General features: G+C 68.2%; 10 protein-coding genes. 7 read left to right on the top strand and 3 right to left on the bottom strand.

All coding sequences use genetic code 11. The annotated features are described in order from the left end of the window. Positions 1-2: 2 nt before the first annotated feature. Entirely contained in the window at positions 3-1,364 is a 1,362-nt protein-coding gene (gene mgtE / locus ACFVDO_RS08285) for a magnesium transporter (protein WP_378854971.1), read from the bottom strand. A 296-nt stretch (positions 1,365-1,660) separates the two neighbouring features. On the opposite strand from mgtE, the gene ACFVDO_RS08290 reads away from it, so the two are divergent. The 6 genes from ACFVDO_RS08290 to ACFVDO_RS08315 all read left to right on the top strand — a co-directional run bounded on the left by ACFVDO_RS08290 (position 1,661) and on the right by ACFVDO_RS08315 (position 9,269). After that, positions 1,661-2,806, top strand: coding sequence for a DUF4185 domain-containing protein (locus ACFVDO_RS08290; RefSeq protein ID WP_378854969.1), 1,146 nt, complete (start codon positions 1,661-1,663; stop codon positions 2,804-2,806). A 141-nt stretch (positions 2,807-2,947) separates the two neighbouring features. Continuing rightward, on the top strand, positions 2,948-4,261 hold the full coding sequence (locus tag ACFVDO_RS08295) for an ABC transporter substrate-binding protein (RefSeq protein ID WP_378854967.1): 1,314 nt from the start codon (positions 2,948-2,950) through the stop codon (positions 4,259-4,261). After that, the gene (locus ACFVDO_RS08300; RefSeq protein ID WP_378854965.1) at positions 4,254-5,174 is read left to right on the top strand and encodes a carbohydrate ABC transporter permease; all 921 of its coding nucleotides are present in this window, start codon (positions 4,254-4,256) and stop codon (positions 5,172-5,174) included. Before ACFVDO_RS08295 ends, ACFVDO_RS08300 begins: the two co-directional genes overlap by 8 nt. Then, complete coding sequence (locus ACFVDO_RS08305) at positions 5,171-6,070, top strand: carbohydrate ABC transporter permease (protein WP_378854963.1); 900 nt, start codon at positions 5,171-5,173, stop codon at positions 6,068-6,070. Before ACFVDO_RS08300 ends, ACFVDO_RS08305 begins: the two co-directional genes overlap by 4 nt. 5 nt (positions 6,071-6,075) lie before the next feature. Beyond that, complete coding sequence (locus ACFVDO_RS08310) at positions 6,076-6,786, top strand: hypothetical protein (protein WP_378886853.1); 711 nt, start codon at positions 6,076-6,078, stop codon at positions 6,784-6,786. Then, positions 6,783-9,269, top strand: a complete 2,487-nt coding sequence (locus tag ACFVDO_RS08315; protein ID WP_378854960.1) for a GH116 family glycosyl-hydrolase — start codon at positions 6,783-6,785, stop codon at positions 9,267-9,269. Before ACFVDO_RS08310 ends, ACFVDO_RS08315 begins: the two co-directional genes overlap by 4 nt. 13 nt (positions 9,270-9,282) lie before the next feature. Here the strand turns inward: ACFVDO_RS08315 and ACFVDO_RS08320 are convergent, their stop codons facing one another. Together ACFVDO_RS08320 and ACFVDO_RS08325 are read right to left on the bottom strand one after the other, a co-directional pair. Beyond that, the gene (locus tag ACFVDO_RS08320; RefSeq protein WP_378854958.1) at positions 9,283-10,026 is read right to left on the bottom strand and encodes an SDR family oxidoreductase; all 744 of its coding nucleotides are present in this window, start codon (positions 10,024-10,026) and stop codon (positions 9,283-9,285) included. Further along, entirely contained in the window at positions 10,023-11,144 is a 1,122-nt protein-coding gene (locus ACFVDO_RS08325) for a glycoside hydrolase family 172 protein (RefSeq protein ID WP_378854956.1), read from the bottom strand. The genes ACFVDO_RS08320 and ACFVDO_RS08325 overlap by 4 nt, the downstream gene beginning before the upstream one ends. 116 nt (positions 11,145-11,260) lie before the next feature. Between ACFVDO_RS08325 and ACFVDO_RS08330 the strand changes: the two genes are divergently transcribed. Further along, complete coding sequence (locus ACFVDO_RS08330; protein ID WP_378854954.1) at positions 11,261-12,232, top strand: LacI family DNA-binding transcriptional regulator; 972 nt, start codon at positions 11,261-11,263, stop codon at positions 12,230-12,232. The last annotated feature ends 31 nt before the right edge of the window (positions 12,233-12,263 follow it).

A 12,263-nucleotide genomic window follows, 5' to 3' on the forward strand; every position in this document is an offset into this window, starting at 1 on the left:
CCTCAGAGCCCCAGCACGGCCTTCGCGATCAGGAAGTAGATCACGAGGCCGGTGGCGTCGACGAACGTCGTGATGAACGGGTTCGAGAACACGGCCGGGTCGACCCGGATCGCCCGCGCCGCGAGCGGCATCATGCCGCCGACGGATGCCGCGACCGTGCAGACCGCCACCAGGGTGAGTCCGATCACCAGGCCGACGTGCCACTCGTAGACGAGGCCCGCGATCGCGAAGCCGAGCAGCCCGAGCAGCAGCCCGAGGCAGAACCCGGTGCGCACCTCGCGGGAGAGCACCTTCAGCACGTCGCGCGGCGCGACCTCGCCGAGAGCGAGCGATCGCGTCACGGTGGTCGCCGCCTGGTTGCCGGTGTTGCCGCCGGTGCCGATCAGCAGCGGCACGAACAGCGCGAGCACCGTCATCTGCGCCAGCGTCGCCTCGAAGGTGTCGAGCACCTGCACGGTCAGAGTCGCGCCGACCGCGAGCACCAGCAGCCACACCACGCGGGAGCGCACCAGCCTGCTGATCGGCGTGGACAGGTACGACCGGCGCAGCGGCTCCACACCGCCCTGCCGTGCGGCATCCTCGCTCTCCTCCTGCTTGAGGATGCGGGCGGCGTCGTCGATCGTGAGGATGCCGATCAGCCGGTCCTCGCCGTCGACGACGGGCAGCGCGAGCAGGCCGTAGTCGGTGGTGCGGCGGGCCGCGGTCTCGGCGTCCTCCGAGACGACGGCGATGTGCACGTCGCGGTTCATGAGGTCACTGATCAGCGCGTCATCGGCCGCGCCCATGAGGTCGCGCAGGCTGACCACGCCGACCACCCGACGGCCGTGGTCGGTCACCGGCAGCGTGTAGATCGTCTCGGCCGACTCCAGCGCGCCGCGCACGCGCGCCATGGTCTCGGCGACCGTGAGCTGCGGATGCGTCGTGACGAACTCCGGACTCATCCGGCGCCCGATCGAGTCCTGCGGGTAGCCGAGCATGCCCGAGGTGAGGTCGCGCTCCTGTCGGGTCAGTCCGCGCAGCAGTCGCGGGGCGACGGATGCCGGCAGTTCGTCGAGCAGCCAGACCCGGTCGTCCGGGTCCATCTCGGCGAACAGGGTCGTCACCTCGGCGTTGCGCAGCGCCTGAACCAGGTCGCCCTGGGTGCCGGGTGAGAGCGCCTCGAACACCTCGAGCGCCCTGCTCTTGGCGAGCAGGCGGTAGACGATCGCGGCGTCCTCGATGCTGAGCCGATCGACGAGTTCGACGACCTCGGGAACCGCGAGCGGGGTCAGCACGGCGGATGCGCCGGCGAGGTCGTTCTGGGAGAGGAGCTGGCCGATCGTGTCGGCGGCCTCGGCCACGTTCTGAAGCTGCGTGGGGGTCATGGTTGTGCCTTCGCAGAGAAAGCCGCCCCACCGCGGCGATCAGTTCGGGCTGATCAGCGGTGCGGAGCGGAAGCGGATGGGTGAGACGCGTCTGCGACTGTGACTGTCACTGGACATGGGGCACCACCTCGCTTCCTGGTTCCTCGCTCGCCGGCCGCATGATGCGGTGGGCGATGGCATGAGAGTGCGCACGGGAGCGCACCAGCCCACGGTAGTCCGGAAGCGTCGGAGTGGCAAACGCGGGCCTGGTCAATTGAAATCGATTTCGCTAAAGTGGCCTCCGATCGAGGAGGATCATGCGTACACGCAGGCGCTTCCGCCGCACCGCGATGGCGATCATGGCGGCATCGGCCGTCGGTCTGGCGGCGTGCTCGCCGGCTGGGCCGGTCGCCGTCGACCCTGACCAGGACAAGCCGTTCGTGCTCGCCGGCGTCTCGCATCTGAAAGAGATCGCGCAGCTCACCGGACCCGACGCGATCAACGACACCGTCTCGGTCGGTGTCGCAGGGACCGATCTCGGCTCCATGGTCGATGTCGGCGACAAGACGTTCTTCTTCTTCGGCGACACGTTCGGCGAGCGGGACCCCGCGTCGACCGGGGGGCAGGGCGGGATGTGGCGATCGAACGCGTCCGCGTGGACCACTGACGACGACCCCTCGGACGGGATCACCTTCGGCGGCTGGCTCGCCGACGGCATCGGCATGGCGGCTCCGCTCATCGAGGGCGATCACGACGGCAACGACGCCGGAGGCGAGGTCACCAAGATCCCCACCTACGGCTTCGCGATCGGCGACACCATGTACGTCTCTTACATGTCGGTGAAGCACTGGGGCGACGCAGGCGAGTGGGACGCGAATCGCTCCGCCCTGGTGAGATCCACTGACGGCGGCGCATCCTGGACGCCGGTCGACGGCGTCGAGTGGCCCGGCGATTCCGGCTTCGTGCAGTTCGCCGCCGCGCACGCGGTGGACGACGGCGTCGAGTACGTGTACCTCTGGGCGATCCCGTCCGGACGATTCGGCGCCGTGCGCCTGATGCGCGTGCCCGCGACCGAGAAGGCCGTGGAGCGCCAGGAGTCGTACGAGTACTTCGCCGGCGTCGACGGTGGGAAGGCGCGGTGGAGCGCCGACATGGATGCCGCTCAGACCGTCGTGGACGGCACGATCGGCGAACTCTCCGTGATGTGGTCGACATACCTCGAGCGCTGGATCATGACCTACTCGGATGCCGGCAGCGCCTACATCCGCGAGGGGGTGACGCCGTGGGGGCCGTGGGGTGATCCGATCGAGCTCGTCCCCGGCTCCGCGTATCCCGGGCTGTACTCGCCGTACCTCAACTCGCGCTACGTCTCGTCCGACGGGCGGACGGTGTACTTCACCCTGTCGCTCTGGGATCCGTACAACGTCTTCTGGTTCTCAGCGGATCTCGATCGCAAGGACTGATCCGGACCCTTGTGCGTGAAATCGATTTCGTCTAACGTGTCGATTACCCGGTCGATGGGGTCCGTCCGCGCGACCGAACAACGGCATCTGCCGAACACACAGCAACGGCTCGAGGGAGAGCCGAGGTCCTGAGGAGGACGAATGCGAAAGTCACTGAAGCGGATCGCACTCGCTGCGATGGCAGCGGCGACCGTCGGGATCATGGTCACCGGGTGCACCTCCGGAGGCGGGGGAGGAGGTGGCAACGGCGACGCCGAGAGCGGCGAGCTGAACTTCGTCTACATGGGCGACGCGAACCAGCAGAAGGCGTTCAACGCGCTGTTCGCCGAGTTCAACAAGGAGCACCCCGACATCAAGCTGAAGGCCGTCGGCATCCCCAGCGGCAACTGGGCGACGTTCTCGACGACCGTCGCCACCCGCCTGGCCGGTGGACAGAAGATCGACATCATCCAGGTCGCGACCGAGGGGCAGCGGCTGTTCGCGTCGAAGGGCATCCTCGAGGATCTCGCCCCGTTCATCAAGAAGGACCAGAAGGAGGTCGACGACTACTGGAGCGACATCAGCCCGAACCTGGTGAAGTTCAACAAGGAGTTCGCCTCCGGCCCCAAGGGCGAGACCGTCTTCATCCCCGGTGGGTTCAACACCATGGGCATGTACCTGAACAAGAGCGTCTTCGAGAAGGCGGGCGTGCCGATCCCAGAGAACGGCAACTGGACCTGGGATGAGTACCTGCAGGCCGGCAAGACGATCAAGGAGAAGACCGGCGCCTACCTCACCGGCGCAGGATCCGGCTACTTCACCGACGTGATGCCGTGGCTGACCACCAACGGCGCGAGCACTTTCAACGACGACTGGAGCAAGCCCACCTACAACACCGCGGCCGCTGTGGAGTCGGCCGAGTTCGCCAAGAGCCTCGTCGACCTCGGCCTGGCGCCGAAGCCCGGCGGGCAGTTCGATGCGAACACGGCGTTCAAGCAGGGCAAGCTCGCGTCGCTCAACGGCGGACGCTGGCCGGTGCTCGGCATCCGAGACCTGAAGATGGTCGACGACACGGTGTTCGTGAACTGGCCCACCAAGGTCGGCAACGGCTCCCCGGTCGGCTGGGATGCCTGGAACATCACCAAGAACAGCCAGAACAAGGATGCCGCCTGGACGTTCATCAAGTTCCTCATGTCGAAGGAGGCGGGAACCTACTTCGCTCAGATCGGCGGCACGATCGTGCCCGCCCGCACGTCGGTCGCGAACTCGGCGGCGTTCACCGACAACGCGCCTGAGGGCACGGTGCGCCTGAGCGAGGCGATGGAGTTCGCCACGCCGATCCCGTCGATCGACCAGGGCGCGGAGGCGCAGAAGACGATCGAAGAGGCGTGGGGCACGATCATCGCCGGGCAGGGTGCCGCGCAGAAGACCCTGGATGCGGCGCAGACGAAGCTGGAGAAGCTGGTCGGTGAGTAATACCGCGCTCGAGGTGCGGCGTCCCGGGGCACTCGCCCAGAGGCGCCGCACCGAGGCGGCCGGCTGGCTGTTCGTCAGCCCGGCCGTCCTCCTGTTCCTCGTCTTCGTCGCAGGACCGTTCGTGTTCGCGATCGTGCTCGCGTTCATGAAGTGGGATCTGCTCACGCCGCCCGAATTCGTGGGGATGCAGAACTTCGCCGATCTCTTCTCGGACGACCTGCTGCCCAAGGTGCTGCTGAACACGTTCCTCTTCGCGTTCGCATCGATCGTCACCCACCTCGTGTTCGGGCTTCTGCTCGCCCTCGCCGTCAACAACGTGATGAGCAGGGCACTGAGCTATTTCGCCCGCGTCGCCGTGTTCTTCCCGTTCCTGATCTCGTGGGCGGCCGTCGCGCTGCTGTGGAAGTACGTGCTCGACCCGACCTTCGGATTCGTCGCGCAGTACCTGTCCATGGTCGGGATCGAACTGCCGAACTTCTTCGCCGACCCGGCCTGGGCGCTGCCGGCGATCATCTTCATCGACCTCTGGCACACCCTCGGCTTCACGTTCATCATCATGCTGGCGGGGCTGCAGACGGTTCCGGCCGAGCTCATCGAGGCGGCCAGGACCGACGGCGCATCCTCCTGGCAGATCTTCTGGAACGTGACCCTTCCGCTGATGTCGCCGACGATGTTCTTCGCGACCATCATCACGTTCATCGGGGCGTTCCAGATCTTCGACCCGATCCAGATCATCACCAAGGGCGGCCCGCAGGACTCCACGATGACGATCATCATGTACCTCTACGAGAAGGGCTTCCAGGCCTTCGACATGGGCTATGCGGCCGCCGTCGCGCTGCTCGTGTTCGTGATCATCATGGGCGTGACGGTGATCCAGTTCGTCGGACGCCGGAAGTGGGTGTTCGAGTCATGACCGCGACCGAAGCCGTCGTGCTCGGCAAGAACGCCGACGCGCTCAGCCGTCTTGATCGCCGTCGTCGCCGTCGGCACCGAGGCCCGTGGTCGATCGTCGTCGACGTGTTCCTGGTGCTCTTCGGGGTCTTCATGCTCGCCCCGTTGGTCTGGCTGTTCGTGCAGAGCCTCACCGAACCGGAGGACGCGTTCACCAGCCCGCCGAAGTGGCTGCCCATCCCGTTCACGCTGCAGAACTTCGCGGACGTGTTCGAGTACATGCCCTTCTTCCAGCAGTTCGGCAACTCGCTGCTGCTCGCCGCCATCTCCACCGCCGGCTCGCTGCTGTTCTCCGTGCTCGCCGCGTACGCCTTCGCGCGCATCTCGTTCCGGGGCAGCCACGCGCTGCTGGTGCTGATGCTGTCGGCGCTGATGGTGCCCGGTCAGCTGGTGATCATCCCGATCTTCATCATGATGCGGCAGGCCGGCCTGGTCGACACCCTCGCCTCGCTCTGGCTTCCGGCCCTGATCAACGTCTTCCAGATCTTCTTCCTCTCGCAGTACTTCAAGACGATCCCGCGCGAGTTGGACGAGGCCGCGAGGATCGATGGAGCAGGCCACTTCTGGATCCTGTTCCGGATGCTGATCCCGCTGTCGGGCCCCGCCATCGCGGCGCTCGCGATCCTCGGTTTCGAAGCCTCCTGGAACGGATACTTCGGACCGCTGATCTTCCTCTCCAGTCCCGAGAACATGACGCTGCCGCTCGGGCTCGTGACGCTGCAGAACGGCTTCGGCGCAGCTCCGGCCGTGGTCGTCTTCGCGGCGATCACGATGGTGGTGCTGCCGCTGCTGGTCGTCTTCCTCGCGTTCCAGCGTCAGATCGTGGAGAGCGTCGCCTCGACGGGGCTGAAGGGATGACGGCGGTGATCGCACCCGCGCGCACCGGGGACGCCGTCCTGCTTCGGCTGCCCGGTGCGGCTTGGCGGGCGCTGCCGTGGCTTGCGGCGTGCGGCGCCGGAATCACGCTCGCCGTCGTCGTCGCGCTCTGGATCACCGCCTGGACGCCTGTTCTCGCGCCGCCCGTCGGGGCACTGCTCGCCTCGCCGTTCCTCGCCTGGGCGGTCGACGCCGTGCACCGGCAGCTCTTCGACGAGCAGACGGCCGTATCGCACCGGCGTCGCCTGCTGGCGGCAGCGATCGGATGCGTCGCCCCGGCCGCGCTCGCCGCGTGGAGCACGATCGTCGCCGGGCTCGCCGACACATCGATGGCCTGGCCGCTGCAGGTGCTCGCGGTGGCCGCGGTGGTGGCAGCCGCGGTGTGCGCCGCGGTCGGGGTGGTGGCCGTCCCGCTCGCCGCGATCCGCGCAGACGCGGCGCTGCGCAGTGTCGCCGCGCTGTCGTTCATCGCCGTCGTCCGCCGCCCCCTGGGGGCTCTCGCCGCTCTGGCGTGCACAGCCGCCGTGGTCTGGCTCGGCCTGAGCTGGTTCGCCGGTCTCCTCGTCCTCGCCGGCCCCGTGCTCGTCGTGCTCATGGTCGGCGCAGCCTGGACGACCGTCGTGTCCGCCGGCGTGGATCTCCCCGCTCTCGCCGTGCTCCGTCCCCGCACCAGAACCAGCCCAGGAGAAGAAGAATGACGCCGATCCTGCGACAGTCGCTCGCCCACACCGATGCCCCCGCCCTCGCGATGCCCATCGGCGGCATCGGAACCGGGGGCTTCGCGGTGAACGCCGACGGATCCCTGCGGCAGTGGCAGCTCGCCGGAATGCCGAACCACCGAGGCGCGCTGCCAGGCACCGGATTCTGGCTGCGACTGAGCAGGGTCGAGCCGCCGCTGGACAGCATCGCCATGGTGCAGGGCGCCCCGGTCGCCGACCCTGCGGCGTCGCTGACGACCGACGGCGAGGTGCCGGAGTGGATGCAGGATGCGGCGGGGAGATTCGACACCTTCTCCTCGGCGCGGTTCAGCGGCACATATCCGATCGCAGAGGTCGAGCTGACCGATGAGCGGCATCCGCTGAGGATCACGATGCGGACTCTGAACCCGATGGTGCCGGGCGACGTGGAGGTGAGCGGCATCCCCACCGGCATGTTCGAGTTCACGCTGACGAACAACGGCGACATCGCGATGCACGGCACGCTGGCCGGCTCTCTGCTCAACGCCGCGGGGTGGGACGGCATCACGCCGATCACCGATGTCACTCCGGGCCTCGGCGGCAACGTCAACAGGCTCCGGCGCGGCGGGGGCTGGGCGCGCGTCGTGATGGACAATCCGTCGCTCGACGAGGCGGACCAGCACGCCGGGCAGCTGGTGCTCGCCGCCGACGACGAGAGTGCCGCCGTCGTGGCGCGCTGCGCCGGCCTCGAGCACCTGCGGGCGTTCCTCGAATCACGGGCGATGAACAACGGAGTCTCCCGGCTGGCGACGGCCCCGACCCTCGGCGATCCGCAGCTGAACGCCCCGAAGGCCGGTTCGGGTGCGAGCCCGGAAGGGCGGAGCTGGCTCGGCGTGGTCGGCGTGCCGTTCTGGCTGGAGCCGGGGCAGTCCCGCCGGATCCGGTTCTCGATGTCGTGGCACTTCCCCAACCGGATGGTCGACGTCGAGCAGTTCGGCCAGGCGCATCCGGAGTGGGGTGCGAGCCGCTTCCACCTCGGTAACGCCTACGGCCTGCGTTTCGCCGATGCGATCGACGTGCAGGACACGGTGGAGCGTGAATGGGACGGGCTCGTGTCGCGCACCGAGGCGTGGACGTCGGTGCTGACGGACTCCAGCTTCACCGACGACGAGACCGACCGGCTCGCGGCGCAGGCCGCCTATGTGCGCAGTCCGACCTGTTTCATCGGCGCCGACGGGCGGTTCTACGGCTACGAGGGGTCACTCGGTGCATCCACCACCATGTGGTCGGGGCAGTTCGGGGGATCGTGCCCGTTGAACTGCACGCACGTGTGGCAGTACGAGGCCGCGCTCGCCGGACTCTGGCCGACCCTTGAGCGTGACATGCGCGACACCGAGTTCGACATCATGCAGAACGCTGCGGGGGCCATCCCGCATCGCCTCCGGGTGCCCACCTACCTGCATCAGATGGGCGACGAGCTGATCGGCGGGCCGGAGGAGCCTGCGCTGGACGGCATGCTCGCGACGATCCTGAAGTCGCTGCGCGACATGCAGCGCGGTGCGGGGGAGGAATGGCTGGCCTCGCGCTGGCCGGGCCTCACCCGTCTCTACACGCACATCTGTGCGAAGTGGGACCCCGATGACGACGGCGTGCTCCGCGGCATCCAGCCCAGCACCCACGACATCGACCTTGCCGGGGTGAACCCGTTCATGGGCACGCTGTGGCTGGCGGCGCTGAGAGCCTACGAGGAACTCGCGCTGCTCGCGAGTGACGACGACGCCGCCGCGGATGCGCGCGCCAGATTCGAGGAGGGAAGCCGTCGCTACGATGAGCTGCTGTTCGACGGCACGCACTACATCCAGGTGCTGGACGACGGGGACCCCACCGACTTCCAGTGGCGCACCGGCGTGCTCAGCGACCAGGTGATCGGGCAGTGGTGGGCGCATCAGCTCGGGCTCGGTCACATCCTCCCCGCCGAGCACGTACGCAGCGCGCTGCGGCACGTGGTCGCGACCAACCTGCGGCACGGCTTCGCCGACTTCACGCATCCCTACCGCGTGTACGCCGATTCGGCGAGCGACGTCGGCCTGCTGATGTGCTCGTGGCCCGAGGGCGGACGTCCGGAGGTGCCGACCCGCTATGCCGACGAGGTGTGGACCGGCATCGAATGGCAGGTCGCCGCGCACTGCTGGTTCGAGGGGCTGGAGGAGGAGGGCGCAGCAGTGCTCAAGGGCCTCTGGGACCGCCATGACGGCTCGCGGCGCAACCCGTACAACGAGATCGAGTGCGGCGACCACTACGCCAGGGCGATGGCCGGCTGGACCCTCGCCCAGGCGCGCTCCGGCGTGCACGTGGACCACACCCGCGGCGTGCTGACGGTGCGCGAGCCCGGGCGCTGGCCGTGGATCAGCGGTGCCGGCTACGGATGGGTCGAGGTGAGCGACGACGACGCCGTGGTGCACGTCGTCGAGGGCGAGTGCGATCTGGTGGTCCGGCGATCCTGACGGGACGCGGGGCTCACCAGACCGTGTATCCGCCGTCGGCGATGACGTCGGACCCGGTCATGAAGCTCGACTCGTCGGACGCCAGGAACAGGATCACGGACGCGACCTCGTCCGGCGTGCCGAGCCGACCCATCGGGGTGCGCTCGCGCCAGGTCTCGCCCAGCTCGGGCTCGCGGTCGAGCAGAGCCGCGGTGAGGTCGGTCGCGATGTATCCGGGCGACACGGAGTTCACCCGCACGCCGCGGTCGGCCCACTCGCCGGCCAGCGTCCGGGTGAGGTGCACCACACCCGCCTTCGCGGCGTTGTAGCTCGACTGCTTCTGCGGGAAGTTGCTGATCGAGCCGCTCATCGACGCGATGTTCACGATCGAGCCGCGGCCGGCATCGAGCATCAGCCGCCCGAACGCCTGGCAGACGTAGAAGGTGCCGTTCAGGTCGATGTCGACCACCCGCCGCCAGTCGTCCGCCGACATGTCCTCCGCAGCCGCCGAGCGCACGATCCCGGCGGCGTTCAGCACCACGTCGGGGACGCCGAGCCGCGAGGCGATGTCGGATGCGACGGACGCCACTGCCGAGGCATCCGTGACGTCAACCTCGACGAACTCGGCGTTGACCTCCTCCGTCATCGCGAGGTCGAGCACCGCCACCCGGCATCCCTGGGCAAGGAATCGGCGCACGGTCTCGAGGCCGATGCCGCGCCCGCCGCCGGTGACGACGACGAGCCGGCCGGCGAGCGAGGGGTAGGTCGCGTGCGTCATGACTGCGGCTCCCGCGGAGGCGTGGCACCGATGTCGGGGACCGGGGCCGTCCCTAGGTGCACCTCCATGTCGTCTGCGCTCGGGGTCTTCGGCCGCCGGGCGGTCGGGCGGTCGAGGTAGAACATCGCGGTCGAGGCGATGTCGTCGCGCAGTGGCAGGTAGCGCCACCCACTGCGCCAGCCGAGCGCCTGGATGTCCACCTTCGGGATGCCGGTGGCGAAGTGGATCGGGTCCTGCAGGTGCCAGCGGTACATGCCGAAGCGCTGCTGACTGACGTACAGCCCGTCCGGGCGGATCACCTGGGGCATCCCGAGGTAGGGAGTCGAGAACGCTGTGTACCCCTGATCCGGGATGTCGAAGTTCCAGGCGCCGCCGAAGTAGTCCTCCGTGCCGGTGCCGCAGATCGTCGGGTACGCGTCATCGTCGTCGAGGTAGAACTTGATCTCGCCCTCGCCCCACCAGCCATTGGAGTTCACACCCCAGGCGATGTAGGTGCCGACGTACTGCCCCTGACCCTCGATGCCCTCGAGGATCACGTGCGGCGTCAGCTCCTCCAGAGGGTTCGACCGGCGCCACTGCGCATGGAAGTACCCCTCGTTCGAGTAGTCGCCGCCGGTCTCATAGGTGACCTGGTAGTAGACGCGCACGTCGACGGCCGAGGTGTTCTCGATGGTCAGTCGTGCGCCGTCGCGGAACGGCATCGGCCAGTACGAGTTGAAGCCGCCGTGCGGGTTCGCGGCGATCGCTTGCGAGTTCACCTGCGCGAACACGCCCCAGCCGTTGCAGAAGAAGTCGCCGTAGGGCACTTCGACGGCCGGCTCGTCGGCGCCGTCCCAGAACGCGCGCAGGATGAGGGTGCGCCAGTTGTCGGTGTGCGTGGTGATCCAGATGTGCGTGATCTTGCCAGCGCCCGCGATGGATGCCAGTTCGAAGGTCTCGCCGGCCTTGATGTCGACGCTGGGGGAGATCTTCCAGCCCGGACCGAGGTCGCGTGCACAGTCGGCGCCGGTCCCCTCGGTGGCCCGCCCGCCGCCTCCGACGGCGCCGTCGAAGTTCTCCGGGGAGATCGAGCGGGTCTGCACCTGGCGCAGAGCGGAGATCGAGTTCAGGTCGGGCATCCGTGCACATCCTCGGTTCGACGGTGGGTGTTCCGTCACAGTATCGATTCGCGCGCTCTGTTGCAATCGATTTCAGGACGATAGTCTGTCCTGGCAGTACAAGTCATGGGGGAGCCGTGTCCACGATCTACGACGTCGCGCAGCTCGCCGGGGTGTCCCCGGCGACGGTCTCGCGCGTGTTCAACGGCGCGGGGGTGTCCGACGCGAAGGTCACCGCGGTGCGCAGCGCTGCCAAGCAGTTGAACTTCACCCCGAACCGCGCTGCCCGCACGCTGCGCAGGCAGAGCTCCGAGGTCATCGCCCTCGTCATCCCCGACATCGAGAACCCCTATTTCACCGAGATGGCCCGCGGCGTGGAGGATGTCGCGAGCGAGGCCGGCTACTCGGTGGTGCTGTGCAACTCCGATGCGCAGATCGAGAAGGAGTCGACCTATCTCCGCATCGCGATGGCGGAGAACATGTCGGGCGTGATCCTGGCCGCCGCGTCAGATCACACCAGCCTCGACGCGATCCTCGCCACGGGGCGCCCCGTGGTCGCGGTCGACCGCAGCACCGGCTACGACATCGACGGCGTGGTCATGGCGAACCGTGACGCCGGACGCCAGGCCACCGCGCACCTGCTCGAGACGCATCGCCGCGTCGCATACATCGGCGGGCCGGAGAACATCGAGACCTCCGCGGATCGCGCTGAGGGGTGGCGGCTCGCGCATCGGAACGCCGGTGTCGCCGTTCCCGAGGACCTGCTGCGCTTCTCGTCGTTCCGGGTCGACGGCGGCCGTGCCGTGATGGAGGAGCTTCTGGCGCTGCCCGAACCGCCCGATGCCGTGGTCGCCGGCAACAACCTCATCGGCGTCGGCGCGATCCAGGTGCTCACCGAGCACGACCTCACGCCGCCGCGGATCGGCGTGGCCGTGGTCGGCTCACTGCCCTTCACCACCCTGTCGCCGAGCGCTGTGACCGTCGTGCGTCTGCCCGCACGCCACATGGGCGTGACGGCCGCACGGATGCTGCTCGAGCGCATCCGCGGTGACGAGCAGCCGGCACGCACGGTGGTGCTGCGCAACGACCTGCAGGCGGCTACGCGCTGAGACGCGTCGCTCCGGAACGCTTCTCGGGTTG

This window comes from Microbacterium sp. NPDC057741 (assembly GCF_042798735.1).
Taxonomy (GTDB): Bacteria; Actinomycetota; Actinomycetes; order Actinomycetales; family Microbacteriaceae; genus Microbacterium.

Excerpts from the sequence above, each read along its gene's own strand:
- ACFVDO_RS08295 (WP_378854967.1), top strand. The coding sequence starts at position 2,948 with ATGCGAAAGTCACTGAAGCGGATCGCACTCGCTGCGATGGCAGCGGCG.
- ACFVDO_RS08315 (WP_378854960.1), top strand. The coding sequence starts at position 6,783 with ATGACGCCGATCCTGCGACAGTCGCTCGCCCACACCGATGCCCCCGCC.
- ACFVDO_RS08325 (WP_378854956.1), bottom strand. The coding sequence starts at position 11,144 with ATGCCCGACCTGAACTCGATCTCCGCTCTGCGCCAGGTGCAGACCCGC.
- mgtE (WP_378854971.1), bottom strand. The coding sequence starts at position 1,364 with ATGACCCCCACGCAGCTTCAGAACGTGGCCGAGGCCGCCGACACGATC.
- ACFVDO_RS08305 (WP_378854963.1), top strand. The coding sequence starts at position 5,171 with ATGACCGCGACCGAAGCCGTCGTGCTCGGCAAGAACGCCGACGCGCTC.
- ACFVDO_RS08290 (WP_378854969.1), top strand. The coding sequence starts at position 1,661 with ATGCGTACACGCAGGCGCTTCCGCCGCACCGCGATGGCGATCATGGCG.
- ACFVDO_RS08320 (WP_378854958.1), bottom strand. The coding sequence starts at position 10,026 with ATGACGCACGCGACCTACCCCTCGCTCGCCGGCCGGCTCGTCGTCGTC.